This is a genomic window from Paenirhodobacter sp. YD-8 (genome assembly GCF_056590935.1).
Window position 1 is genome coordinate 279,837 of the sequence record NZ_CM152649.1, and the last position, 23,465, is coordinate 303,301.

25 protein-coding genes and 1 tRNA gene are annotated in these 23,465 nt (G+C 66.9%); 11 read left to right on the forward strand and 15 right to left on the reverse strand.

What is annotated here, in order from left to right; genetic code table 11:
* The first annotated feature begins 3 nt into the window (after nt 1–3).
* The 7 genes from AC0QTQ_RS01355 (at nt 4) to AC0QTQ_RS01385 (ending at nt 4,733) form a co-directional block, all read left to right on the forward strand.
* Nucleotides 4–618 (forward strand): ribonuclease D, encoded by a 615-nt coding sequence (locus AC0QTQ_RS01355; RefSeq protein ID WP_121530751.1) that lies wholly within the window; start codon nt 4–6, stop codon nt 616–618.
* Nucleotides 599–1,555: a KpsF/GutQ family sugar-phosphate isomerase gene (locus AC0QTQ_RS01360; protein WP_480257938.1), complete on the forward strand. Its 957-nt coding sequence runs from the start codon at nt 599–601 to the stop codon at nt 1,553–1,555. Before AC0QTQ_RS01355 ends, AC0QTQ_RS01360 begins: the two co-directional genes overlap by 20 nt.
* Nucleotides 1,555–2,154: a hypothetical protein gene (locus tag AC0QTQ_RS01365; RefSeq protein WP_480257939.1), complete on the forward strand. Its 600-nt coding sequence runs from the start codon at nt 1,555–1,557 to the stop codon at nt 2,152–2,154. Before AC0QTQ_RS01360 ends, AC0QTQ_RS01365 begins: the two co-directional genes overlap by 1 nt.
* Before the next feature lie 10 nt (nt 2,155–2,164).
* A complete protein-coding gene (gene lptA, locus AC0QTQ_RS01370; protein WP_121530746.1) occupies nt 2,165–2,653 on the forward strand; it encodes a lipopolysaccharide transport periplasmic protein LptA in 489 nt (162 codons plus the stop codon).
* Nucleotides 2,650–3,426, forward strand: coding sequence for an LPS export ABC transporter ATP-binding protein (gene lptB / locus AC0QTQ_RS01375; RefSeq protein ID WP_480257940.1), 777 nt, complete (start codon nt 2,650–2,652; stop codon nt 3,424–3,426). The genes lptA and lptB overlap by 4 nt, the downstream gene beginning before the upstream one ends.
* A 231-nt stretch (nt 3,427–3,657) precedes the next feature.
* Entirely contained in the window at nt 3,658–4,233 is a 576-nt protein-coding gene (gene hpf, locus AC0QTQ_RS01380) for a ribosome hibernation-promoting factor, HPF/YfiA family (RefSeq protein WP_121530742.1), read from the forward strand.
* Between the two features lie 35 nt (nt 4,234–4,268).
* Entirely contained in the window at nt 4,269–4,733 is a 465-nt protein-coding gene (locus AC0QTQ_RS01385; RefSeq protein ID WP_128149543.1) for a PTS sugar transporter subunit IIA, read from the forward strand.
* Nucleotide 4,734: 1 nt separating this feature from the next.
* On the opposite strand, the gene AC0QTQ_RS01390 is transcribed toward AC0QTQ_RS01385, so the two are convergent.
* From AC0QTQ_RS01390 to cysQ, 7 genes are all read right to left on the reverse strand, one after another.
* Nucleotides 4,735–6,129, reverse strand: coding sequence for a nodulation protein NodH (locus AC0QTQ_RS01390; protein ID WP_480257941.1), 1,395 nt, complete (start codon nt 6,127–6,129; stop codon nt 4,735–4,737).
* A gap of 1 nt (nt 6,130) precedes the next feature.
* Complete coding sequence (locus AC0QTQ_RS01395; protein ID WP_480257942.1) at nt 6,131–7,828, reverse strand: DUF5927 domain-containing protein; 1,698 nt, start codon at nt 7,826–7,828, stop codon at nt 6,131–6,133.
* Nucleotides 7,829–7,838: 10 nt separating this feature from the next.
* On the reverse strand, nt 7,839–8,819 hold the full coding sequence (locus tag AC0QTQ_RS01400) for a glycosyltransferase family 2 protein (RefSeq protein ID WP_480257943.1): 981 nt from the start codon (nt 8,817–8,819) through the stop codon (nt 7,839–7,841).
* A 216-nt stretch (nt 8,820–9,035) separates the two neighbouring features.
* Entirely contained in the window at nt 9,036–10,070 is a 1,035-nt protein-coding gene (locus tag AC0QTQ_RS01405) for a glycosyltransferase family 2 protein (protein WP_480257944.1), read from the reverse strand.
* Nucleotides 10,071–10,088: 18 nt separating this feature from the next.
* Entirely contained in the window at nt 10,089–11,075 is a 987-nt protein-coding gene (gene galE / locus AC0QTQ_RS01410; protein ID WP_121530730.1) for a UDP-glucose 4-epimerase GalE, read from the reverse strand.
* Between the two features lie 6 nt (nt 11,076–11,081).
* Nucleotides 11,082–11,975: a UTP--glucose-1-phosphate uridylyltransferase GalU gene (galU, locus tag AC0QTQ_RS01415; protein WP_183077434.1), complete on the reverse strand. Its 894-nt coding sequence runs from the start codon at nt 11,973–11,975 to the stop codon at nt 11,082–11,084.
* Nucleotides 11,976–12,217: 242 nt separating this feature from the next.
* The gene (gene cysQ, locus AC0QTQ_RS01420) at nt 12,218–13,015 is read right to left on the reverse strand and encodes a 3'(2'),5'-bisphosphate nucleotidase CysQ (protein ID WP_480257945.1); all 798 of its coding nucleotides are present in this window, start codon (nt 13,013–13,015) and stop codon (nt 12,218–12,220) included.
* Between the two features lie 124 nt (nt 13,016–13,139).
* Here cysQ and AC0QTQ_RS01425 point away from each other — a divergent pair, with 124 nt between their 5' ends.
* Complete coding sequence (locus tag AC0QTQ_RS01425; protein ID WP_480257946.1) at nt 13,140–13,961, forward strand: ABC transporter permease; 822 nt, start codon at nt 13,140–13,142, stop codon at nt 13,959–13,961.
* A 13-nt stretch (nt 13,962–13,974) separates the two neighbouring features.
* Here the strand turns inward: AC0QTQ_RS01425 and AC0QTQ_RS01430 are convergent, their stop codons facing one another.
* A complete protein-coding gene (locus AC0QTQ_RS01430) occupies nt 13,975–14,931 on the reverse strand; it encodes a LacI family DNA-binding transcriptional regulator (RefSeq protein WP_480257947.1) in 957 nt (318 codons plus the stop codon).
* Nucleotides 14,932–15,282: 351 nt separating this feature from the next.
* Here AC0QTQ_RS01430 and AC0QTQ_RS01435 point away from each other — a divergent pair.
* A tRNA-Arg gene (locus AC0QTQ_RS01435) sits at nt 15,283–15,359 on the forward strand.
* A 91-nt stretch (nt 15,360–15,450) separates the two neighbouring features.
* Here AC0QTQ_RS01435 and AC0QTQ_RS01440 read toward each other — a convergent pair.
* Nucleotides 15,451–16,308, reverse strand: a complete 858-nt coding sequence (locus AC0QTQ_RS01440; RefSeq protein WP_480257948.1) for an EamA family transporter — start codon at nt 16,306–16,308, stop codon at nt 15,451–15,453.
* Between the two features lie 149 nt (nt 16,309–16,457).
* On the opposite strand from AC0QTQ_RS01440, the gene AC0QTQ_RS01445 reads away from it, so the two are divergent.
* The gene (locus AC0QTQ_RS01445; protein WP_480257949.1) at nt 16,458–16,892 is read left to right on the forward strand and encodes a MarR family winged helix-turn-helix transcriptional regulator; all 435 of its coding nucleotides are present in this window, start codon (nt 16,458–16,460) and stop codon (nt 16,890–16,892) included.
* A 15-nt stretch (nt 16,893–16,907) separates the two neighbouring features.
* Here the strand turns inward: AC0QTQ_RS01445 and AC0QTQ_RS01450 are convergent, their stop codons facing one another.
* The 6 genes from AC0QTQ_RS01450 to AC0QTQ_RS01475 form a co-directional block, all read right to left on the reverse strand.
* Nucleotides 16,908–18,152 carry an NAD(P)/FAD-dependent oxidoreductase gene (locus tag AC0QTQ_RS01450; protein ID WP_480257950.1) on the reverse strand — a complete coding sequence of 415 codons (1,245 nt, stop codon included), beginning with the start codon at nt 18,150–18,152 and terminating at the stop codon, nt 16,908–16,910.
* Between the two features lie 73 nt (nt 18,153–18,225).
* Complete coding sequence (locus AC0QTQ_RS01455; protein ID WP_480257951.1) at nt 18,226–19,224, reverse strand: calcium-binding protein; 999 nt, start codon at nt 19,222–19,224, stop codon at nt 18,226–18,228.
* Nucleotides 19,225–19,309: 85 nt separating this feature from the next.
* Nucleotides 19,310–20,545, reverse strand: coding sequence for a saccharopine dehydrogenase family protein (locus AC0QTQ_RS01460; RefSeq protein WP_480257952.1), 1,236 nt, complete (start codon nt 20,543–20,545; stop codon nt 19,310–19,312).
* Between the two features lie 49 nt (nt 20,546–20,594).
* A complete protein-coding gene (locus AC0QTQ_RS01465; RefSeq protein ID WP_480257953.1) occupies nt 20,595–21,689 on the reverse strand; it encodes a carboxynorspermidine decarboxylase in 1,095 nt (364 codons plus the stop codon).
* Nucleotides 21,690–21,755: 66 nt separating this feature from the next.
* Complete coding sequence (locus AC0QTQ_RS01470) at nt 21,756–22,460, reverse strand: winged helix-turn-helix domain-containing protein (RefSeq protein WP_121530700.1); 705 nt, start codon at nt 22,458–22,460, stop codon at nt 21,756–21,758.
* Entirely contained in the window at nt 22,432–22,722 is a 291-nt protein-coding gene (locus AC0QTQ_RS01475; RefSeq protein ID WP_480257954.1) for a hypothetical protein, read from the reverse strand. Before AC0QTQ_RS01475 ends, AC0QTQ_RS01470 begins: the two co-directional genes overlap by 29 nt.
* 166 nt (nt 22,723–22,888) lie before the next feature.
* Here AC0QTQ_RS01475 and AC0QTQ_RS01480 point away from each other — a divergent pair, with 166 nt between their 5' ends.
* Nucleotides 22,889–23,401: a hypothetical protein gene (locus tag AC0QTQ_RS01480; protein ID WP_480257955.1), complete on the forward strand. Its 513-nt coding sequence runs from the start codon at nt 22,889–22,891 to the stop codon at nt 23,399–23,401.
* The last annotated feature ends 64 nt before the right edge of the window (nt 23,402–23,465 follow it).

Consider the following 23,465-nt stretch of genomic DNA (forward strand, 5'->3'; position numbering starts at 1 on the left):
GGCGTGGCCATCCATCTGCACAAAAACGACCTGCCCGAGGGGCTCGACCTCGGCCCGGTGGTCGCGATCGACACCGAGACGATGGGGCTCGACCCGCGGCGCGACCGGCTTTGCCTCGTGCAGATGTCCTCGGGCGACGGCAATGCGCATCTGGTGCAGATCGCCAAGGGGCAGACTGAGGCGCCGCGGCTGTGCGCGATGCTGGCCGATCCGGCGGTGGAAAAGCTCTTTCATTTCGGCCGTTTCGACATCGCCGCGCTGTACAACGCCTTTGGCGTGGTGACGGCGCCGGTGTTCTGCACCAAGATCGCCTCGCGCCTGGTGCGCACCTTCACCGACCGGCACGGGCTGAAATACCTGCTGCAGGAGCTGGTGGGCGTCGATGTCTCGAAGCAGCAGCAGACCTCGGACTGGGGGGCGGCCGAGCTGACCCCGGCGCAGCTCGATTATGCCGCCTCGGACGTGCTTTACCTGCACGCGCTGAAGGCCGAGCTGGTGAAGCGGCTGGCGCGCGAGGGCCGGACCGAGCTGGCGCAGGCCTGTTTCGACTTCCTGCCGACGCGCGCGCGGCTCGACCTGATGGGATGGGACGAGCCCAATGACCTCTTCCACCACTGAGTATCTGGCCACCGGGCGCAAGGTCATCGCGATCGAGGCCGAAGGGCTGACGGCGCTCGCCGCCAGCCTCGACGACAGCTTTGCCCGCGCGGTCGAGACGATCCTGCAGGCGAAGGGCCGGGTGATCGTCTCGGGCATGGGCAAATCGGGTCATATCGCGCGCAAGATCGCGGCGACCTTCGCCTCGACCGGCACGCCGGCGCAATTCGTCCACCCGGCCGAGGCAAGCCACGGCGACCTTGGCATGGTCACCCGTGACGACGTGGCGCTGGTGCTGTCGAATTCGGGCGAGACGCCGGAGCTCGCCGACATGATCGCGCATACCCGGCGCTTCTCGATCCCGCTGATCGGCGTGGCGAGCCGGCCCGAGTCGACGCTGCTGCGGCAGTCGGACGTGGCCCTCGTGCTGCCGCAGGCGCCCGAGGCCTGCGGTTCGGGTGTGGTGCCCACCACCTCGACGACGATGACCCTGGCGCTTGGCGACGCGATCGCCGTGGCGCTGATGGAGCATCGGCACTTCACCCCCGAGATGTTCCGCACCTTCCACCCGGGCGGCAAGCTCGGCGCGCGGCTGTCGAAGGTGGCGGACCTGATGCACGACGACATGCCGCTGGTCGGCGAGGCGACGCCGATGTCCGAGGTGCTGCTGGAAATCTCGCGCAAGGGCTTCGGCGTCGTCGGGGTGACCGACGCGCGCGGCGATCTGGTCGGCATCATCACCGATGGTGACCTGCGGCGCCACATGGCGGGGCTTCTGGATCACGCGGCGGCCGAGGTGATGACGCGCAACCCGCGCACCATCGCGCCCGGCGCATTGGCCGAGGCGGCGGTGGCGCTGATGAACGAGCGCAAGATCACCTGTCTCTTCGCCGTCGACGGGCGCCGCCCGGTCGGCATCCTGCATATCCACGACTGCCTGCGCGCCGGGGTGGTCTGATGGTGTTCGACAACCGCCATTCGCGGCTTGTGGCCCTGGCCAAGGTCGCGCTGCCGCTGGCGGCGCTGGCGCTGTTGTCGACGATGTTCCTGTTCTCGGACAAGGTCGATCCGACCACCGCGACGCCCTATGCCAATGTCGACGTGACCGAGCTCGCGAACGAGCCACGGCTGACCACGCCCGAATATTCGGGCCTGACCGAGGATGGCGCATCGATCACGGTGAAGGCGAAGACCGCCTTTCCCGATGCCAAGGGCGGATCGGGGGCCAGCGCCCAGGCGATCGTCGCCAAGCTCGAGGCGAAAAGCGGGGTGGTCGCCGATCTGACCGCGAAGGCCGGGGTGATCGACCCGCAGTCGAAGCAGATCCACCTGAGTGAGGGCGTCGCGCTGCAGACCTCGACCGGCTACCGGATGAGCACGGCGGCGGTCGACATGGCGACCGACCGCTCGAGCCTGGTGGCGCCCGGGGCGGTCTCGGCCGAGGCACCCTATGGCACGATCACCTCGGGTGCGATGCAGATGACCCGCGCCACCCCCGAGACGCCCTATGATCTGGTTTTCAACGGCGGCGTGAAGCTGATATATCAGCCGCAATAAAGAGGTTCCGATGCGTTTGCCCGCCGTTCTCGCCCTGCTGTGCCTTGGTCTTCTGCCCGGGCCGGTCCTTGCCCAGCAGATCGCGCTTGGCGGTATCCGCGCCGATGCCAAGGCCCCGGTCGAGGTGACCGCGGACAGTCTTGCCGTGAACCAGACCGACGGCACCGCCACCTTCACCGGCAATGTGCTGGTGGTGCAGGGCGGCATGCGGCTGAAAGCGGCCGTGGTGAGCGTCGAATACGACCCCAAGGACCGCAGCAAGATCAACCGCATGCATGCGACCGGCGGGGTGACGCTGGTGTCGCCCACCGAGGCCGCCGAGGCGAAGGAGGCGGTCTATGACGTCGCCGCCTCGAATGTGGTGATGACCGGCGATGTGCTGCTGACGCAGGGCCAGAACGTGATGTCGGGCCAGAAGCTGACCGTCGATCTGAAGACCGGCACCGGCCAGATGGACGGGCGGGTGCGCACCATCCTGCAGCCGGAGACGAAGAAATGAACGATCTCGATCCGGTGGCGGATCTCGGCCTGCAGGCGCCGGCCGAGACGGGCGGGCTGCGCGTCGTCAACCTGCGCAAGAGCTATCGCAAGCGGCTGGTGCTGCGCGACGTGTCGCTGCATCTCGATCGCGGCGAGGTCGTGGCGCTGCTCGGCCCGAACGGTTCGGGCAAGACCACCTGCTTTTACGCCATCGCCGGGCTGATCAGCCCCGATTCGGGCAAGGTGACGATCGACGGCCGCGAGGCCACCGGCCTGCCGATGTATCGCCGCGCCCGGATGGGCATCGGCTATCTGCCGCAGGAGGCCTCGATCTTCCGCGGCCTGACGGTCGAGCAGAACATCATGGCCATTCTCGAGATCGCCGTGCCCGAGCCGCACCGGCGGCGCGAGCGGCTCGAGGAGCTGCTGGGTGACTTCTCGATCGCGCATCTGCGCCAGGCGCCGGCGCTGGCGCTGTCGGGGGGCGAGCGGCGCCGGGTGGAGATTGCCCGCTGCCTCGCCGCCGACCCGAAATATCTGCTGCTCGACGAACCCTTTGCGGGCGTCGACCCGATCGCCGTCGGCGAGATCCGCGCTCTGGTGTCGCACCTCAAGGAACGCGGCATCGGCGTGCTCATCACCGACCACAACGTGCGCGAGACGCTGGAGATCGTGGAACGGGCCTATATCCTGCATGATGGGCAGGTTCTGATGTCCGGAACCACCGACGAGGTTGTGCGCGACGAGAACGTCCGCAGGGTCTATCTGGGCGAGAATTTCCGGATCAGCTGACCGGTGCTGCGCCGCGGCGTAGGTCCCCCGTTGACACCCCCGCCGTTCCGTTCCCAAATGAGACAAATGCGTGAACACCGCCCCCCTTCCCGAGCGACCGCGCCGCCTCAAACACGGCATCATTGGGGCTTTGCTTCCAGGGTGCAATGTGGCAGTTCCCCCAAGGATTTAACCAGCCTGCCGCGTGGACGTTCCGTCCCGCTCGCAGGTCACTGACGTGAAGGAGAAGCCATGCGTTACCAGATCAGCGGAAAACAGATCGACATCGGGGAAGCGCTGCAAAGCCACGTGAAGTCCGAACTGGGCGAAACCGTGGACAAGTATATGCAGCGTCCGACCGATGCGACTGTCGTCTTTTCGCGCAACGCGCATGAATACATCTGCGAGGCCACGGTCCACCTGTCCACCGGCCTCACCGCTTCCGCCAGCGGGCGCGCCACCGAGGTCTATGCGGCCTTCGAAGCGTGCCGCGAGAAGATGGACAAGCAGCTGCGTCGCCACAAGCGCCGCCTGAAGGACCACCACAAGGAGCGTTCGGAGCCGGTTGAATTCGACGCCGCGGATCTGTATGTGCTCGCCTCGGATGAAGACGAGTCGGCGGCCGAGGGCGAAAGCCTCACCCCGGTCATCGTCGCCGAGATGGAGACCCGCGTCCCCACGATCTCGGTCGGCGAGGCGGTGATGCAGATGGAACTCGCTTCCAAGCCTCTGCTCGTCTTCCGCAACGAGAAACATGGCGGGGTCAACGTCGTCTACCGTCGCGACGACGGTCACGTCGGCTGGATCGACCCGCGCCACAGCAAGTGAGCGTCTGATCCATGGCGGGCGCAGAAAAAGGACAGATGGATCTTTCGACATTGCTCAAGCCGGATGCCGTCAAGGTATTGGCGACTGTCACGAGCAAGAAGCGCCTGTTCCAGGACCTTGGCGACATCGCGCATTCAGCCTACGGGCTGGATGCGATCCAGACCGTCGACGCGCTGCAGGAACGCGAGACGCTCGGCCCCACCGGCGTGGGGCATGGCGTGGCGTTGCCGCATGCGCGTCTGCACGGTCTGAAGACGGTGATCGGCGTGTTCCTGCGGCTGGAAAAGCCGCTTGATTTCGACGCGGTCGACCGGCAGCCGGTCGACCTCGTCTTCGCGCTGTTCGCGCCGAAGGATTCCGGGGTCGAACACCTGAAGGCGCTGGCGCTGGTGTCGCGCACGATGCGCAACGCCGAGACCTGCGCCAAGCTGCGGGCGAACACCGACCCGGCGGCACTGCACGCGGTGCTGACCGCGGCGCAGGGCGCGCAGGCGGCCTGAGTCAGGCCCGCTTCCAGTCCGAAAACCCGAATTGCATGAAGTCGCGCGTGTAAGCCTCACGCGCGGCTTTTTCCATAGACGGGGTCCAGATCTGCGCAAGCTTCACCGGCGCGGTGTCGCCGTCCTGCGCCGCGAAGGCCGGCGCCTCGATCCCGGCGGCGCGGGCGAGATAGGCGAGGTCGTCCGCCAGCTGGTCTTCGCGCGCGACCAGATCGGGCGGTGCGACCTGCGCAAAGCCCTGCAGTGCGGCCGACTGGCTGGCCCAGAGCGTGTGCACCGGCAGGCTCGTCTGCGCGTTCAGGTTCGACTTCAGCCAGCCGAGGAAGGCCTCGAGCCCCGCGGCCCAGTCGGCGGCGGAGAGGGTCTTGCCCTCCTCGGGCAGGGGCAGCTTGTAGGTGTCGCGCAAGACGGCCCGGGTCTCGGCCAGGTTGTTCCAGCTTTGCACCGCGGCAAAGGCCAGATGGGCGCGCAGAAGCGGGTGGCGCAGCACGGTGAAGCTGCGATGCCCCGGGCGCTGGCGCTTCCACTGCCGCAGGGTCTTTTGCGAGAAATCCTCGGTCAGCGCGCCAAGCCCGCCCAGCCAGGCGCGCAACGGCCCGTCCGAGGCCGGGCGCAGCGGCATGTAGAGAAGTCCGGCATCGCAGCCGATGAACCCGGGCACGTTCGGGCCGCGGCGCGGCTCGAAATTCGGGGTGCGCGACAGGTTGAAACGGTCGATCCGGGCAAGCGAGGCCTCCATCTCGGGGAAGTTCGTCACCTTCGCCTCGAGCGCCTCGGGGTTCTGCACCACAAGGCTCGAGGGCAGGGCGCTCAGCCGCCCCGCGACGCCCAGCCAGGCGGCGAGCCCGTTCAGCACCTCGAGATCCTGCGCGTCCTCGTAATCGATGTAGAAGGCGCTTTGCCCCGAGACCTGCAGTGCGTGCATCAGCAGCACCTGGAAATCCTGCAGCTCGGCCAGATGTTCCTCGAACCCGGCGGCGTCGAAATGTGCCTGCGCCGCCTTGCGGTGCTTGGCATCGCCGAGCTTCCACTGCCCGGTGGCGCGGGCGATCTGCAGGCTGACATAGCTTTCGATCGGGTTGCGCGTCAGAACGATCTTGGCGCAGCGCGGATCGTCCAGCATGGCGCGCAGAACGCGCGGGTCGTGGTCGTGGAAATAGCGGCAGCCGTTCAGCCCCGGCGCGCTGCGGATGCGGTCCCACAGCACCATCGGGTCGGCGTCGCGCTCGGCCCGGCTGACGCCCAGAAGCGACGTCTTCTTCGGATAACCGATCAGCGCGGGGTTGAAGGCCTCGCCGTGGCAGGTGACGCCGTCGAGCAGGTTCAGTGCCGCCTCGAGCAGGTTCGAGCCGGTGCGCATCTCGGCAAAGATCACGAAGCTGTCGAAGGAGGCCATCTCATTTCACCAGATAGGGGCGCCCACGGCGCGTGTGTTTCGGCTGCGGGTCGTCGCCCACGGGGAAGTCGCCCATCAGGCGCGGCTGCATGCCCTGGTTCTTCAGGTTCTGCAGGAACTGGCCGAAGCCGGTCAGGTCGACCATCTGCGGCGCCTCGGTCAGCCGGCGGGCGCTGCGCGGGCTGATCTCGTCGATGATCGTCTGCAGCGGCTCCATCGGGTTCTCGATGAAATCGGCCATGGTCCAGATCCGGACCCGGGCCTTCACATACATCGAGCGCAGGATGTCGAGGTGATAGGTCTCGATCCGCTGCAGCCGCGCCGCCTCGCGCCGGATGTCGCGGAAGTTGCGGTTCGAGCGGAACAGCGGCACCGCCCAGGCCCCGCTGATCACCGAGATCTGCGCATTCGGGTCGGTGGCGGTGAACCAGTCGATCGACTGGTTGTCGCGCGGCGAATACATGAAGCACTGCCGCTCGCCGCGGGCGTTCCAAATCAGGTTGGTCAGGAAGCCGCGCGGGTTGTAGTCGCGCAGCTTCGCGCTGTCGGAGAGGCAGCCGTTGAACATCGTCTCGCCGCCGGCGAACTCGGCCCGGTCATGGGCGAAAAGATGGCCGTGCACCCGGGCGACGACGTATTTCGCGAGCCAGCCTTCGAAGTTTTCGAAAAGATCGGAAAATCCCTGGAACACCGAGTAGGGCGCCGAGGTCTTGCCGTTTTCCTGGTCCTGACGGGGAAAGCGGCTTTGCATGTAAAGCCCCGGCCGCCCCTTGGTGCGCCGCTCGACCGCCTTCGAGAACAGCCGGTCGATCTTCGCCGGATTGGGCTCGGCCGGCGGGCTGACGGCGGGGCGGGGGGCGAGGAAGGTGGCGTAGAGCCGGTCCGCCTTGGGCCAGATCTTGCGCGCGACGAAACAGTCCGAGCGGCGCAGCAGCTGCAGGTGGTCATCGTAGAAGATATGCGGCTTGCCCTGATAGTCGAACTTCGACAGCGTCAGCGAGCGGCTTTCGATGCTGGTGGCATAGAGCCGGGCGAGCGACTGGAAATAGCTTTCGTCGGGGATCCAGACCCGCTTGAAGAAGCGGTCATACATCGGCCGGTCCGGGTCTTCGAGGATGGCGCTGAGCGTCTGCCGGGTCAGGCACCACCACTGGCTGCCCAGATGCGGCACCAGCCCGTCGGGCAGGCGGCGCTTGACGCCGATGCGGCGCTGGAAATCGACATAGCGGTCGAAGAGCCGGCGCTGCTTTTTCCAGGAAAACGGGAAGCGCAGGGTGAAGCGCTCCATGTCGATGCCGCCGACGGTCCAGCCGACCTCGGCGGTGGTGACGCTCTCGATGAAATCGGTGTGCGGGCGGGCGTCGAGATAGTCGACCAGCTCCTCGACCGGGCGCAGCGGCAGGCAGGACCCCGAGGCGAGGAAGACGTGGCGCACGTCGGCGTGGCGGGCCAGCAACTGCTCGGCCCCCGATTGCGCCGCGGCGACCAGCGAGAAGGTGCCCCATTCGCACTTGTAGCGCTTCGAGAAGGAGACGGTGTCGAGATCGGCAAGGCTCTTGCCGAGCGCGGCATAGTCCTTCGACGGCACGCGCGCATCGACATGGATCACCACCGGTGCGCCGCTTTCGGCCCAGTAGCGCGCCACCTGCGCCGCCCGGTGCAGCGCCGTGTGGCACATCATCACGAACCCGACCGTCACCGCCGCCCCCTCATGCCCAGTTGCCCTTCGACATGAGGCCGAGAATTTCGAGCTGGCGCCAGTTGATGTATTTCTCGGACCATTTCGTCCACAGGTCCGGCTCGGCGCTCAGCGTCTCCTGATAGGCGGCATATTCGCGCGAGCCGGCGTAATGCTCGCGCCGCTTCATCTCCTCGGCGACCTTGGCGGTGAGGGGCGAGAGGAACTTTGCGTGCAACAGACAGCCCGAGGCCTTCTCGCCGCCCCATTCGTCATAGACCATGTTCAGCCCGCGCGGCAGCAGCATGTGGGTCGAGGAGGCGAAGACGAAGTCTCGCTCCCATTTCACCAGCGGGATCTTGTTCAGCGAGGGCGCCGCCTCGGGTGTCTTCGAGAAGAACATCCGCGCTCGCGGCCCGCCCTGGATCCAGAGGTTCTGGAAATACCAGTTGCGCGCGATCGTGTAATTGCCGGCATCGAACCACGAGGCGATCTCGAACGGGTTCTGCCCCTCGCGATAGGGCACCGCGTCGATCGGCCCCTTCGGATACATGTCGATCAGCATCGCCGGGAAGGAGCGGATGTCGTAGGTGTCGAGCCAGTCGGTCAGCGCCTCGATCGGGCGGGTGTCGCAAAACGGGTAGACGAAGAACTCGTCCGGATCGACGGTCAGCGTCCAGTGTCCGGTGCCGTAATGGCGCAGCAGGTGGTTCAGCCAGTCGACACCGAAGGACGAGGCCTTGTAGCTTGCCCCGGTGCTCCACAGCGACACGTCTTCCTGCGCCTCGAGATAGGTGTCCGAGCCGTCGTCCGAACCATTGTCGACGATCAGGAAGTGCTTGATCCCCAGGTTGCGGTAATAGCGCAGGAAATAGGGCAGGCGGATGCGTTCGTTGCGCAAGGTGACGAAGGCGAGGATGTCGGAGGGCGCGATCGCCTTGGTGCGGTCGATGACGATGCGAAGCTCCCGCCGCTTGCGGAATGCGCGCAGCTGACGTCGCCGGCGCTCCATCCTCAGGCGATATAGGCTTCTCAGGTTCACCGATCGTCTCTCACCAGAAATCTGCATAGCCGGCCAGAATGTGACGGAAAGCCGTTGAAACAGGGTAAAATCGTCTCCGTTCCGGAAACATCTTGCCCGCCTCGCCCGCCCGTTCCTTCCGGCCTCACGAATTCGGGGGAAGAATAGGCGGTCGCGGCGGTCGCGTAAACAATTGTCTCTGTGTGGTCAACGGTTTGGCTCCTGCCAGTTGCCGCGCGTCATCAGTCCGAGGGCCTCCAGATCGCGCCAGTCCGAAAGCCGGTGCGACTGCGCATCGCGCAAGACCGGATCGGCGATGATCCCGTCATAGTAACCATCATAGCGCTCGGCATGGGTGAAATGCTCGCGTCGCAGCTTTTCATCGCGGGATTTCGCGATCACCTCGCCGAGGAACTTGGTGTGCAGGAGCACCCCGGTCGGCGCGTCGAGCCGGACATCGAAGCCCGCATTCAACCGCCGGGGCAGGGCGATATGGGTCGAGCTGACATAGGCATAGCGCCAGTGCCAACGGATCAGCGGGGTCTTGTGCAGATGCGGCGCACGGTCCGGGGCGTCGGCGAAGAAGACGCGCTGGCGCACCCCACCGCGGATCGAGATATTGCCGAATTTCGGCTGATATTCCCAATCGTAACCCTCGGCATCGAAGAGCGGCAGGGCCCGAGACGGGTCCTCGCCGGGCGCGGCATGGGCGGCGGACAGCGGCCCCTCGGGATAGAGGTCGAGCATCATCGCCGCCATCATCGGCAGGCCGCGCGCATCGAGTGCCGCGGTCAGCTCGCGCAGCGTCGCGCGATCGCCATGCGGAATCAGCAAAAGCTCGTCGGCGTCGACGGTCAGGCACCAGTGCCCGCTGCCGTGGCGCGCGAGCAGCCCGTTCAGCCAGTCCATCCCGAAGCGGGAACCGCGATAGCTGGCCCGCGTCGTCCAGAGCGACACGTCGGGTTCGGCCGCCAGCGCCTCGGGGCTGCCATCGTCGCTGGCATTGTCCACGAACAGGAAATGATTCACCCCAAGCGCGCGGTAATGGCGCAGGAAGAACGGCAGTCGCGCCGCCTCGTTCCGGATCGTGGCGAAGAGAAGGATATCCCCTTTGCGGATCTGCGCCGTCCGGTCGACGCGCGACGTGAGATGACGCCGCCGCCGCCGGATCGCGCGGGCCAGCAGGTAGCGGCGCTTCGCGCGCAGCCGTCCTGCCTGCCACAGATCAGCAAGTGAAATCATGGCACCCCCCGTGGGGTGTCATTTTTCATAATGTCCGCTCTGATGCCAGCGCCAAGCGTCGGCAATCATCGTCGTCAGGTCGGCCCGCTTCGGGGTCCAGCCCAGCGTGTTGACCGCCTTGGTCGAGCCCGAGACCAGCACCGCGGCATCGCCCGGCCGCCGGTCGCCCTCGATGATCGGCACGTCGCGGTTCGTCACCGCCCGCGACTGCGCGATCACCTCGCGCACCGAGAAGCCCTTGCCGGTGCCGAGGCAGAACACCTCGGACGGCTTGCCCTCCTCGAGCCATTTCAGGCCGAGCACATGCGCATCGACCAGGTCCGAGACGTGGACATAGTCGCGGATGCAGGTGCCGTCGGGGGTGGCATAATCCGAGCCGAAGACGGTCAGCGCCGGGCGCCGCCCGTCGATCGCGTCGAGCATCAGCGGGATCAGATGCGTCTCGGGGCGGTGGAATTCGCCGACCTCGGCCTCCGGGTCGCAGCCCGCAACGTTGAAATAGCGGAAGATCACCGAACGCAGCCCGTGGCTGTTGCCGAAATCGCGCAGGATGTCCTCGATCGCGCGTTTCGAGCCGCCATAGGCGTTGATCGGCATCTGCCGGGTCGTCTCGTCCAGCACCACCCCGTCCTGGTCGCCATAGGTGGCGCAGGTCGAGGAGAAGACGAAATCGAGGCAGCCGGCCGCGGCGGCCGCCTCGATCAGGGTGAGTGACGAAAGCACGTTCGCACGCCAGTATTTGCCGGGGTCCTTCATCGACTCGCCGACGAGGCTGAGCGCGGCGAAATGCATCACCGCGACCGGTTTCCACTTGGCGAAGACCTCGTCGAGCCGCGCGCGGTCGGCAAGCTCGCCCTCTTCGAGCGGACCGAACTTCACCGCGTCGCGCCAGCCGGTGACGAAGCTGTCATAGGTGACGGGCACATAGCCCGCCGCCCGCAGCGCCTTGCAGGCGTGCGAACCGATGTAGCCGGCGCCGCCGGTGACCAGAACGTGCTTTGCCATCGTCGCTTACTCGGCCGCCTTCTGCATCGCCATGATGTCGGAAAGGAAGCCCGCGAACTCGTCGCGCAGGTCGGGACGGGCAAGGCCGAAGGCCACCGTCGCCTGCAGGAAGCCCGCCTTCGAGCCGCAGTCATAGCGCTGGCCGCGGAAGCGGAAGCCATAGACCGGGTTGCCCTTGGTCAGTTCCTCGGCGATCGCGTCGGTCAGCTGGATCTCGCCGCCGGCGCCCTCCTTCTTCTGGTTGAGGTTGTTCATCACCTCGGGCGTCAGGATGTAGCGGCCGATGACGGCGAGGTTCGAGGGCGCCTCTTCCGCCTTCGGCTTCTCGACCATGTGGCGCACCTTGACCATCTGGCCGTTCTCGCTCTCGATGTCGAGGATGCCGTAGGACGAGGTCTTCTCGGTCGGGACTTCCATCGCCGCGACGACGTTGCCGCCGGTTTCGGCATGGGCTTCCATCATCTGCTGCAGACAGGGCTTGTCGGCGGCGATGACGTCATCGGTCAGGATCACCGCGAAGGGCTCGTCGGCGACGAGCTTGCGCGCGCACCACACCGCATGGCCAAGGCCGAGCGGGCGGTTCTGACGAACGTAGGCGATGGCGCCGGAATCCATGTTGGTGGCCTGGAGCGCTTCGAGAAGCTCGGTCTTGCCCTTCTTGCGCAGCGACGCTTCGAGTTCGGGGGCGTCGTCGAAATAGTCTTCCAGGGCGGACTTGCCGCGCGAGGTCACGAAGATGAATTCCTTGATGCCGGCCGCACGGGCCTCGTCAATCGCGTATTGAATGAGCGGCCGGTCAACCAGGGTCAGGATCTCTTTCGGGATCGACTTGGTGGCCGGGAGGAAGCGGGTCCCGAGGCCGGCGACGGGAAAAATCGCTTTCGTGACCTTGCGTTTCATTATGCACCTTTTTGATTTGAGCCTGCCGGCTCGCGTAGACACCGCGGCATTCTCTTCCAGAACAGCCGGGTTCTCAAGCGCGCTGCAGAGCGGAAAAATGAGTTGTGAGAAAAAGCTGCGGATTTCGGCTCATTGTTGCCGGGCGGGATATTCCCGGGCCCTGACGGTCGCGCGCTGCGCCGCAAAGGCCCGGGATGCATTGGATGCCGCGGCGAATCGGGGGCAGGCCGCGGCGGTTCCCGTCACTTCACCAGCAGAACGCCGGGAGCGTAGGCGATGAAGAACGGGTTGGCGAAGCCTTCCTTGCCATAGACGAAGGGGGCGTGATCCTCGAAGCGGACCATGGTGCCGCCCGCGCCGCGCAGCACGGCATCGCCCGCCGCGGTGTCCCATTCCATGGTGCGGCCAAGGCGCGGGTAAAGATCCGCCTCGCCGGTGGCGACCAGGCAGAACTTCAGCGAGGAGCCGGCCGAGGTCATGTCCTTGACCGCATAGCGCGCGATGTAATCATCCGTCGCCTGGTCGCGGTGCGACTTCGAGGCGACGACCATCAGGCCGCGGTTGTCGGGCACCGAGACGGTGATCGGGCGCTGTTCGCCGGGCGCGTCCTTGGCGAAGTCGGGGCCGATCTCCTCGACCGAGCGGCCATCGGCGAGGGTGTAGAAAAGCCGCCCCTTCGCCGGGGCATAGACCACGCCACGCAGCGGCACGCCGTTCTCGACATAGGCGATGTTGACGGTGAAATCGCCGCGGCGCTGGACGAATTCCTTCGTGCCGTCGAGCGGGTCGACGATCAGGAAGGTGCTGACGTGCTGGCTGTGCGAGGCGGCCTGCTCCTCGGTGACGAGCGCCATCTGCGGGAAGGCCTCGGCCAGCCCTTCCGAGATCAGCGCATCCGCCGCCTCGTCGGCCTCGGTCACCGGCGAGTTGTCGGATTTCGATTTTACCTCGAAGTCGGGCGAGTTGTAGATCTCCATGATCCTGTCGCCTGCCTCGAGGGCCAGCCTGCGCATGATCGTCGCGAGACGCACGAAATCCATTTTCAACTCCATTCCGGCCACATCCAGGCCCAATTGCCATGATCTGACGGGGAACTTAAGATGACTGTCAAGGGATCGGCAAGGTTCCCGGGCCACAATCGTCGCAAGGCAGCAGGGCGGGACCATGTTCAGGGCAGAGCGCAGCAAGAGTACCCTCGGGTCGACCTTCAGTCTTCTGGAGCTGATCTATCACGCCACGGTGCGGCACATCCGCCGCTCGCAGGGCAATGCCATCCTCGGTCTGCTGCGCAACATGGCGCAGACCTTCCTGCTCGTGCTCAGCTTCTACATCATGTATTCGGTGCTTGGTCTGCGCGGCAACACCATCCGTGGGAATTTCCTGCTCTACATCATGAGCGGAATCTTCCTGTACCTGACCCACACCAAGGCCATGGGTGCGGTGTTCGGCGCCGAAAGCTCGACCTCGGCGATGATGAAGCACGCGCCGATGACCACCGCGGTCTCGATCACCTCCGCGGCGCTGAGCGCGCTGTATCTGCAGGTGCTGTCAATGGTGGTGGTGCTCTACATCTACCACGCCGCCTGGGGACCGATCGAGATTTACGACTGGGTGGGCGCGATGGCGATGGTTCTGCTGTCGTGGTTCACCGGGGTGGCGCTCGGCCTCGTCTTCCTGGCGGCCAAGCCCTGGGCGCCGGGGTTCGTCGGCATCGTGCAGGCGATCTATTCGCGCGCGAACATGATCGCCTCGGGCAAGATGTTCGTGGCGAACAACCTGACGCACAAGATGCTGGCGCTGTTCAGCTGGAACCCGCTGTTCCACACCATCGACCAGGCGCGCGGCTACACCTTCATCAACTACAACCCGCATTTCTCGAACTGGCACTATCCGCTGGTCGTCGGGCTGGCGTTGCTGATGATCGGGCTGATGGGCGAGTTCTACACGCGGCAATATGCCTCGCTCAGCTGGGCCGCGCGGCGCTGATCAGCGCCGGCGGTCAGCGCTGGCGGATCGTGTCGCCGAGCTGCAGCACGGGTTCGAGTTCGATCACCTCGCCGCCGATCATGCCGCTGTGCGGACGTCCGGCGATGATCTCGGCGGCCTTGCGGCCGATCTCGCGCCGGCAGGCGTCCATCGTGGCCAGCCGCCGCGGCAGCCCCTCGAGCAGGTCGACGCCGTTGAACCCCGCAAGGCCCAGCCGTTCGGGCACGTCATAGCCGTTCTCGAGGCACCACAAGAGCCCGCCCGCGCCGATCATGTCGTTCGAGTAATAGAGGAAATCGAGCTCCGGGCTGCGCGCGAGGATCGCCTGGGTCATCTCGCGCCCCTTCAGCAGCGCCGAGCCGCCCGAGTAGAACTCGGTGTCGTTCACCGCCAGCCCGGCGGCGGCGAGGCCCTCGCTGAAGCCCTCGAAGCGTTTGCGGGCGCGGTGGTCCTCGGGCATCTTGGTGCCGAGGAAGCCGATCTTGCGATAGCCCGCGGCGATGATCGCCTCGGCCATGTGCCGCCCGGCGCGCCGGTGCGAGATGCCGACGACCGAGTCGACCCCCTCGCCGTCGACATCCATGATCTCGACCACCGGCACGCCGGCGTTCTCGAGCATGGCGCGCGCCGCCTCGGTGTGTTCGAGGCCGGCGATGATGACCCCAGAGGGGCGCCATGACAGCATCTCGTAGAGCACCGCCTCTTCCTTGTCGGGGCGATAGTTGGTGACGCCAACGACCGGCTGCAGCCCGGTGTCCTCGAGCTCGGCCGAGATCCCCGAGAGCACCTCGGGGAAGACGAGGTTCGACAGCGACGGGATGATCACGCCGACCAGGTTCACCCGCTGCGAGGCGAGGGCGCCGGCGATCTTGTTCGGAACGTAGCCGAGCGTGCGCGCCGCCTCGAGCACCTTCTCGCGCGTCGTCTCGGACACGTCGCCACGGTTGCGCAGCACGCGGCTGACCGTCATCTCCGAGACCCCCGAGGCCTCGGAAACGTCACGCAGGGTCAGGGGACGACGCGGGTCAACGGGAGAGCGAGCCAATCGAAAACCTTTCGTGAATGTCCTTCATGCTTAGCGCCAAATATTTCCCTTGCGCAAGCATCTGGCAAGCTCTATGTTAGCGATAACGGCGACGGGCGAGACTCCGAAAAACCCGAGACCGAACAGCTGCCGCGTGTAGACTCCGATCGCAGCAGAGGAATTGAGGGGGGGAGCGGTGGGCCAATACGCTCCCCCTTTTCATGTCCGCAGTTTCCCGTGTCCTTGTCCTGCGCATGCTTGCGTTTCAGCGGTTTTCCCCGCAAAAGAGACCGGCGTGGCCCCGTGGCTCAACTGGATAGAGCAGCCCCCTCCTAAGGGGCAGGTTGGTGGTTCGAATCCACTCGGGGTCACCAGATTTTCCAAGACATCGAGGGATGGTTCGGCGGGGGCCAATTCTGCGGGGGCCAATTCTTCGGTGCGCCCGCTCCGGAGGCGGCGCGGGCCTCAGATGTCGCCGCGACGCGGGGCACGGCCGCCGAGCCAGGCACAGGCGAGCACGATCGCCGCACCCAGAAGCTGCACTGCACTCAGCCTTTCGCCGAGAATCATCCAGCCCAGCAGCACCGCGGTCAGCGGGCTGAGAAAGCCGAAGCTCGTCACCGTGGCCGGGCCGAGCCGGGCGATGCCGCGAAACCAGAAGAAATAGCTCAGCGCCGCGCCGGCGAGGCCGAGCCAGAGGAAGCCCGCGATGTTGGCAAGGCTCGGCGACGGCAACGGCGGTTCCACGATCAGCGCGACGGGCAGCAGGAGCACCCCGCCCGCCGTCAGCTGCCAGGCGGTGAAGGTCAGTGCCGGCACCGCGGGGCGCCATTTCCCGGTCAGCACGACGCCAAGCGCCATCGACAGCGCGCCGATCAGCGCCGCCGCCACGCCCACCGGATCAAGCCCGGCCTGCGGGCCGAGGACCAGCAGCGCCACACCGGCGATCCCGGCCAGTGCCACGCCGATTCCCCGCGCGCTCAGCGGCGTGCCCAGCAGCCCCCGCGCCAGAAGCAGCACGAAAAGCGGCTGCACCGCCCCGAGCGTTGCGGCGACGCCGCCGGGCAGACGATAGGCCGCGACGAAAAGTGCCGCCCAGAACAGCGCGAAGTTGAGTGCGCCGAGAATCGCCAGCCGGCCAAGCCAGGCTAGGGGCGGCAGCTGCCTGGTCAGCGCGATCAGCAGCAATCCCGCCGGCAGCGCGCGCAGCGCCGCAGCGCTGAGCGGATAGCCGGGCGGCAGCAGTTGCGAGGTGACGATATAGGTGCTGCCCCAGATCGCCGGGGCGCTGGCGGCAAGAAGGGCATCAGTGGTTCGCGACATCGGCGGCTCCATTATCTTGACGTCAAGATAACTCCGCCGGAACTATCTTGACGTCAAGATGATTCTTCGCCATTGCTGTCTGCATGGATCAGGTTGACCGCATTCTCGCCCAATGGCGGGCCTAGCGCCCGGATCTGGACGTCGGCCCGATGGGCACCTTCGGCCGGCTGAAACGCCTGTGCGATCACCTCGCGGCCGAGCTGGCCGGGGTCTACAAGGCGCATGGGCTGAGCGCGGCGAGCTTCGACGTCCTGGCGACGCTGCGCCGGTCGGGCGCGCCCTATGCGCTCAGCCCCTCGGCGCTGATCGCCTGGACGATGGTCACCTCGGGGACGATGACGAACCGGCTCGACCGGCTCGAGGAGGCCGGGCTGATCGAGCGGCGCACCAACCCCGAGGATGGGCGCGGCTCGGTCGTCGCGCTGACCGGGGCAGGGCTTGCGCTGATCGATGAGCTGTTGGGCGCCCATGTCGCGAACCAGCATCGCCTGATTGCGGCCCTGCCCGAGGAGGTCCGGGCGACGCTGGATGCGGGACTGCGCGCCTGGCTTGCCCCGTTCGAGGGCGGAGCCGGGCCGGGCTAGGCGCCGCGTCGTTCCTCAGCGCAGGATCGACGGCCGGCCGGCGGGGGCAAGCGCGTCCAGAAGCGCATCGCGCCGGCCCTCCATCGCCTCGGCCAGCAGCAGTCCCGTCGTCGGGCCAAGGGTGAAGCCCTGATGGCCATGCCCGAAGTCGAGCCACAGCCCCTTGTGGCGCGGCGCCTCGCCCAGCAGCGGCAACATGTCGGGCAGGCAGGGGCGGTGGCCGAACCACTGCGGTTCCTCGACGCGCGGGCCAAGCTCGATCAGGTCGGCGACGGCGGCCGCGCCGCGGCGCAGCTGCACCGGGTCGGCGGGCGCCTTGCGGTCGACGAGTGCGGCCCCCGTGGCCAGCCGCAACCCGAAGCGGGTGGGGGTCATCACCACCCCGTTCGCGTCGTCGATCAGCGGCCGGTTCAGCGGTGCGGGGCTGTCGAAATGGCCGTGATAGCCACGTTTCCACAGCATCGCGACGCGATAGCCGAAGCGGGCAAGCAGGTCCGGCGCCCAGGGGCCGAGCGCCACCACCACCCGTTCGGCATCGATCCGGCCGGCCTTGGTTGCGACCGACCAGCCGGCGCCCGACTGCGCAAGGCTGAGGGCGTCGCCGGTCAGGAAGCGGCCGCCGCGGCGCACGAGAAGCGCGGCATAGGCGGCGGTCAGGCCGCCCGGATCGGTACAGGTCCAGCAGTCGTGCCAGAAGAGCGCGCCGGGCACGGCGGTCTTGAGCGCGGGTTCGGCGCGGGCCAGGGCGGGGCCGTCGAGCACCTCCGAGGCGGTCCCATAGTCGCGCTGCAGCCGCTCGGCCCCGCGCGCGGCGCGCTCAAGGGCGCGGGGGTCGCGGTAGACCTGGCCATAGCCGGTGCGGCGGATCAGGGCGTCCTGACCCGAGGCCGCGATCAGCGGCTGATGATCCGCAGTCGCCCGCTGGGTGAGCCTGGCATAGATCGCCGAGATCTGCCGGTGCCGCGCCGGGGCGGAGTTGCGGAAATAGGACCACAGCACGGGCGCCATCTTCGGCAGCGCGCCGGGGTCATAGACGATGTCGTTCGTCCGCCCGGCGGCATAGGCGATCAGCGTGCGCAGGTCGCGCGGGATCGGGTAGGGCTCGACCGCCTCGGCCTGGATGAAACCGGCGTTGCCGAAGCTCGTCTCCTCGCCGGGGCCGCGCCGGTCGACCAGCGTCACGTCGTGGCCACGCGCCTGCAGGGCGAGGGCCGCCCCCGCGCCGACCATTCCGGCGCCCAGAACGATGATCTGCGCCATCGCGGTTCTCCTGTAGGGGGCCGCGCCGGCACCTGTTCCGTCGGCCGACGGCGTGCCGGGGCGGACGGGGCCGCTAGAGCAGCAGGTCGCGCAGCGCCAGGCTGCCCGAGATCTGAAGGGCGAAATCGGCCGTTCCGTCGCCGTCGACATCGCCCAGAAGCAGGACATGCCCGTCGGCGGAGGCAACGCGCAGCTGCCCTGCGGCGCTGAACGTCTCCGACCCGATGTACTGGAAGGCCTGGTCGCCTGCGCGGGTGAGGTCGGCGTCAAGCGCGCTCAGGTCGATGCGGTCGACGCGGGTGATGAAATCGCCGATCACGTCCATCGCCTCGGGCGTGCTGTCCGAAAGATCGGTGAAGACGAAGCGGTCGGCGCCGGCGCCGCCCCACAGCGTGTCGGCCCCCGCCCCGCCATCGAGGCGGTCGCGCCCGTCGCCGCCGTTGAGCAGGTCGTTCCCGTCGCCACCGGCCAGCGAATCGTTGCCGCCATCGCCCGCCAGCGTGTCGGCGCCGTCACCGCCCACGAGGGCGTCATTGCCGCGTGCACCGGTCAGGCTGTCATTGCCATGGCCGCCGTCCAGCCGGTCGTTGCCGCGCCCGCCGTCCAGCAGGTCGTTGCCGTCGCCGCCCTCGAGCGTGTCCGATCCGGCGTCGCCGAACAGCCGGTCATCGCCATCGCCGCCATAGAGCCGGTCGCTTCCGTTCCCGCCCAGAAGCGTGTCGGCACCCGCGTCGCCGTTCAGCCGGTCGTTGCCGGCGCCACCGTCGAGCCGGTCATCGCCCTGGCCGCCCGAAAGCGTGTCGCCACCGCCGCCGCCCAGCAGGGTGTCATCCCCGCCCAGCCCGTCGACGAGATCATTGCCGCCGCGCGCGTCGATCCGGTCGGCACCGTCGGTGCCCGCGAGGATGTCGCCGCGCCCCGTCGCGGTGATCGAGGTGCCCACGACCACCACCGGCGCGGGGTCCTGCGTCGGCACGGTATAGCCGCCCGAGGCCGGGATCAGCGCCGCGGTGAGCGGATCACTCGCGAGATCGGTCACGAAGTCTGAAAAGAAGGTCGAGGCAAGGGTCATCGCGAAGGTCCGGGCTGCCGCTGGGAAGGAAAATCCCGGGCGAGAGTGCCTCTGCCCGGGATGATTTGCAATGTGTCGCGCGGGGTCAGATCGCGCCGTCGACGCCGTCGGGGCCGATCACCCGGCTCGGCAGGCCGATCTTGCCCAAACGCTCGAGGAAGGGCCGCGCCGGCAGCTCCTCGACGTTCGCCATGCGGTGCACGTCCCAGGTGCCCTCGGCCACCATCAGCGCCGCCGCCACGGCGGGCACGCCCGCGGTGTAGGAGATGCCCTGCGAGCCGACCTCCTCATAGGCTTCCTTGTGATCGGCGACGTTGTAGACGAAGACCTCGGTCTCCTTGCCGTCCTTGAGCCCCTTCACATAGTCGCCGATGCAGGTCTTGCCGGTGTAGTTCGGCGCCAGGCTGGCCGGATCGGGCAGCACCGCCTTCACCACCTTCAGCGGCACCACCTCGAGCCCCTCGGCGGTCTTCACCGGCTGTTCCGACAGCAGGCCGAGGTTCTTCAGCACGGTGAAGACGTTGATGTAGTGATCGCCGAAGCCCATCCAGAAGCGCACGTCGGCCTGCGGGTAATTGGCCGAGAGCGAATGCACCTCGTCATGGCCCGACAGATAGGCCTTCTGCTTGCCCACCACCGGCAGATCCCATTCCTTGCCCACCTCGAACATGGCGTTTTCCTGCCACTTGCCACCCTGCCAGGAATAGACCGTGCCGGTGAACTCGCGGAAGTTGATCTCGGGGTCGAAGTTCGTCGCGAAATAGCGGCCGTGGCTGCCGGCGTTGATATCGACGATGTCGATCGCGGTGACGGTGTCGAGATACTCGTCGGCGGCGAAGCGGGCATAGGCGTTCACCACGCCGGGGTCGAAGCCCGCACCCAGGATCACCGTCACGCCCTTCTCGGCGCAGAGCTCGCGCTTCTTCCACTCGTAATTGCCATACCACGGCGGGATCTCGCAGATCTTCGCCGGGTCTTCGTGGATCGCGGTGTCGATATAGGCGGCGCCGGTCTCGATGCAGGCATCCATCACCGTCATGTTGACGAAGGAGGAGCCGACGTTGATCACGATCTCTGCGCCGGTCTTGCGGATCAGCGCGGCGACTGCGGCGCTGTCCATCGCGTCGACGGCGTGTCCCTCGAACGTGCCCGGCACTTTCATCGCCTTCTTCTCGTGGACCGAGGCAATGATCGCGTCGCATTTCGCCTTGGTGCGCGAGGCGATGTGCAGGTCACCCAGGATGTCGTTCGACTGCGCGCATTTGTGGGCGACCACTTGCGCCACACCGCCGGCACCGATGATGAGCACGTTCTTTTTCACTTCAGCTGGCTCCTTTCACGAGCAAGGGGAAGGGGGGCGTCTCGGCCCCTCAGGAGAGCGAGGAGAGATAATCCTCATAGGTGAATTCGCGGATCAGCTCGACCGCGCCATCGGTGCGACGGATCGCGATCGAGGGCATGTTGACGCCGTTGAACCAGTTCTTCTTGACCATCGTGTAGCCCGCCGCGTCGCGCACCGAGATCCGGTCGCCGACCTGCAGCGGCGCGGCAAAGCGCGCCTCGCCGAAGATGTCGCCCGCCAGGCAGCTCTTGCCCGCGATCTGATAGGGGAAATCACCGTCCTGCGGCAGCTTCGCGCTTTCGCGGTAGATCAGCAGGTCGAGCATATGCGCCTCGATCGAGCTGTCGACGATGGCGATCTGCTTGTCATTCTCGAGCAGGTCGAGGACCGAGACCTCGAGCGTGGTCGATTGCGTGATCGAGGCCTCGCCGGGTTCCAGATAGACCTGCACGCCGAAGCGCTCGGAGAACGCCTTCAGCCGCGCGGCCAGTTCCTCGATCGGGTAGTTCTCGCCGGTGAAATGGATGCCGCCGCCCAGGCTGACCCAGTCGAGTTTTTCCAGAAGCGGCGCGAAGTCGCGCTCGATCCGGCCGAGCTGTTCGTCGAAGAGCGCGAAATCGCGGTTCTCGCAATTGTAGTGGATCATCACGCCCGAGATCAGATCGGCCACGTCGAGCAGTTTCGCGATGTCCCATTCGCCAAGCCGCGAGAACGGGCGCGCCGGGTCGGCCAGATCGAAGCCGGAGGTCGAGAACCGCGGGTTCAGCCGCACGCCGCGCTGGATGCCGGCCGATTGCGCCTCGAAGCGTTTCAGCTGGCCGGTGGTGTTGAAGATGATCTTGTCGGCGTAACCGCAGGCCTCGTCGATCTCGCGGTCGGACCAGGCGACGGAATAGGCGTGGGTTTCTTTGCCGAACTTCTCGCGGCCAAGGCGCAGCTCGTAGAGCGAGGACGAGGTGGTGCCGTCCATATACGGGCGCATGATGTCGAAGGCCGACCAGGTCGCGAAGCATTTCAGCGCCAGCAGCGCCTTCGCCCCGGACGCTTCGCGCAGGGCGGCGATCTTGCGCATGTTCTCGAGGAGACGCGCTTCGTCGATCAGGTAGAAGGGTGTCGGAATCATGGGCCCCCCCAAGCGGCAAAGTGAAGCCGCGATATAGGCCCCCGCCCCTGCCTTCGCAAGGAAAACTCAGTCGACCCGCAGCGCGTCCTTGGCTACCGCCAGAGTGTAACCCTTGCGTGAAATGTTCCTGACAAGCAGTTCCGAGACAAGCGCGTTGCCGAGCCCGTCGCGCAGCCGCTTGATCCTTGTGGCGCCGGCGGCCTCGTCGCACTCGGCCTCTGGCTTGCCCGAGATCACCGATTCGATCTGCGCGCCGGTGAGGATGTCGTCGTCCATCCGCGCCTCCGCCAGCACGGCCAAGGTCTCGATCGCGGCGGGGGTCAGCGAGAAGGCCATGTCGTTCAGCATCACCGCATTCTCGGCGCGGCGGATGCGCAGGCTCTGCACCTCGATCCCGGTGCGGCGGATCTCGCCCATGCGCCGGTTCAGCCCGACGATGGTCAAAAGCAGCACCAGGGCCGCCACCATCAGCGCGGTGGCAAAGACCAGCAGGATGAAGATGATGATCCGATAGGAGGTCAGCATCTCGGAAAAGGCGGTGCCCGACTGGCCCAGAACCTCGAGCAGGCGCAGCTGCGTCGGGTCGGTGAGCGCATCGTTTTGCACGAAGATCTGCTCGACGCGCGCGTTGAAAGCATCGGCGTCGGGCAGCGACAGGAACAGCAGCGCCGCGGCAAGACCGAGGATCGCGGTGATGCCCGCCACCCCCCAGGTCACCGCGCGGGCGCCGGTCTTCAGCCCCTCAGTAACGGAGGAAGTATGGTCCGGCACTGGCTTTCCTCTGCTCGAGTCCTTCGGGCCCGAAAATGGACACGATGTTGAGCAGCGTCCAGCCGTCTCGCGCCAGTCGCGGCGCCAATGCGCGGGAGGCCGCCTGTTTCGTGCAGGCATTGTCGGGCAGCTGTGCCACGCCGTAGTGGAGGCGCAGCGGATCGTCCCGCTTGGCCTTGTAATCGGCATAGCACTGCGCCTGCGCCGGGGCGGCGACCAGCACGACAAGGGCAATGGCAAGGGCGGAGAGCGCGTGTGTCATCATGCCTGACAGGCTGCGATGGGATGCGAGGTTATGCAATGACAAAAGGGGTTTGCGCCCGTTGTTATCGGATAACCGGGGGCTGATATTGCGCGGCGGAGGGGCTCTGGCCAAGGGTGAGGGCATCGCAACTGCGGGCCCTCCCGCATCAGCCAGGACAGATCCCATGACCGGACTTTTCCGCACCCGCCTGACCGCCGCCATCACCGCTGCCGCGGTGGGGCTCGGCGCTCTCGCCACCACCGCCACCCCGGCTGCCGCGCTCAGCGACGACGGCCGGCAGGCGCTCGGCTGGGTCGTCGGCATCGGCGCCGCGGCGCTGCTGCTGAACGAACTCGACAAGGACAAGGGCCGCCGCCGTGCCGCCCCCGCTCCGGTCTATGCGCCGCCCGCCGGATATTACGGTGGCGACCACGACCGCTATGACCGCTACGACCGGGACGACCGCCGTGCCTATTCCCCCTCGCGCAATTCCGTCCCGGGCAGCTGCCTGATGCAGGTGCGCACCCGTGACGGCCGCCGCGAGGTGATCGACGGCAATTGCGCGCAGCGCGCGCTTGGCCGGGTCGAACTGCCGCGCAGCTGCGCCTTCGACCTGCTCACCGACCGTGGCCGGCGCGAGCGCGTCTATGGCCGCAACTGCCTCGAGGACCGGGGGTTCCGCATCGGCCGGTACTGAGTCGGCCGACTGCGGCGAGAGGGCGGGGGGATCCCCGCCCTTTTCCGTTGCGCGGCAGGGGCCG

Bases quoted from the DNA above. Each gene is read 5' to 3' on its own strand.
- AC0QTQ_RS01360 (WP_480257938.1), top strand. From the start codon at position 599: ATGACCTCTTCCACCACTGAGTATCTGGCCACCGGGCGCAAGGTCATC.
- AC0QTQ_RS01365 (WP_480257939.1), top strand. From the start codon at position 1,555: ATGGTGTTCGACAACCGCCATTCGCGGCTTGTGGCCCTGGCCAAGGTC.
- lptA (WP_121530746.1), top strand. From the start codon at position 2,165: ATGCGTTTGCCCGCCGTTCTCGCCCTGCTGTGCCTTGGTCTTCTGCCC.
- lptB (WP_480257940.1), top strand. From the start codon at position 2,650: ATGAACGATCTCGATCCGGTGGCGGATCTCGGCCTGCAGGCGCCGGCC.
- hpf (WP_121530742.1), top strand. From the start codon at position 3,658: ATGCGTTACCAGATCAGCGGAAAACAGATCGACATCGGGGAAGCGCTG.
- AC0QTQ_RS01385 (WP_128149543.1), top strand. From the start codon at position 4,269: ATGGATCTTTCGACATTGCTCAAGCCGGATGCCGTCAAGGTATTGGCG.
- AC0QTQ_RS01390 (WP_480257941.1), bottom strand. From the start codon at position 6,129: ATGGCCTCCTTCGACAGCTTCGTGATCTTTGCCGAGATGCGCACCGGC.
- AC0QTQ_RS01400 (WP_480257943.1), bottom strand. From the start codon at position 8,819: ATGGAGCGCCGGCGACGTCAGCTGCGCGCATTCCGCAAGCGGCGGGAG.
- AC0QTQ_RS01405 (WP_480257944.1), bottom strand. From the start codon at position 10,070: ATGATTTCACTTGCTGATCTGTGGCAGGCAGGACGGCTGCGCGCGAAG.
- galE (WP_121530730.1), bottom strand. From the start codon at position 11,075: ATGGCAAAGCACGTTCTGGTCACCGGCGGCGCCGGCTACATCGGTTCG.
- galU (WP_183077434.1), bottom strand. From the start codon at position 11,975: ATGAAACGCAAGGTCACGAAAGCGATTTTTCCCGTCGCCGGCCTCGGG.
- cysQ (WP_480257945.1), bottom strand. From the start codon at position 13,015: ATGGATTTCGTGCGTCTCGCGACGATCATGCGCAGGCTGGCCCTCGAG.
- AC0QTQ_RS01425 (WP_480257946.1), top strand. From the start codon at position 13,140: ATGTTCAGGGCAGAGCGCAGCAAGAGTACCCTCGGGTCGACCTTCAGT.
- AC0QTQ_RS01430 (WP_480257947.1), bottom strand. From the start codon at position 14,931: ATGACGGTCAGCCGCGTGCTGCGCAACCGTGGCGACGTGTCCGAGACG.
- AC0QTQ_RS01440 (WP_480257948.1), bottom strand. From the start codon at position 16,308: ATGTCGCGAACCACTGATGCCCTTCTTGCCGCCAGCGCCCCGGCGATC.
- AC0QTQ_RS01445 (WP_480257949.1), top strand. From the start codon at position 16,458: ATGGGCACCTTCGGCCGGCTGAAACGCCTGTGCGATCACCTCGCGGCC.
- AC0QTQ_RS01450 (WP_480257950.1), bottom strand. From the start codon at position 18,152: ATGGCGCAGATCATCGTTCTGGGCGCCGGAATGGTCGGCGCGGGGGCG.
- AC0QTQ_RS01455 (WP_480257951.1), bottom strand. From the start codon at position 19,224: ATGACCCTTGCCTCGACCTTCTTTTCAGACTTCGTGACCGATCTCGCG.
- AC0QTQ_RS01465 (WP_480257953.1), bottom strand. From the start codon at position 21,689: ATGATTCCGACACCCTTCTACCTGATCGACGAAGCGCGTCTCCTCGAG.
- AC0QTQ_RS01475 (WP_480257954.1), bottom strand. From the start codon at position 22,722: ATGACACACGCGCTCTCCGCCCTTGCCATTGCCCTTGTCGTGCTGGTC.
- AC0QTQ_RS01480 (WP_480257955.1), top strand. From the start codon at position 22,889: ATGACCGGACTTTTCCGCACCCGCCTGACCGCCGCCATCACCGCTGCC.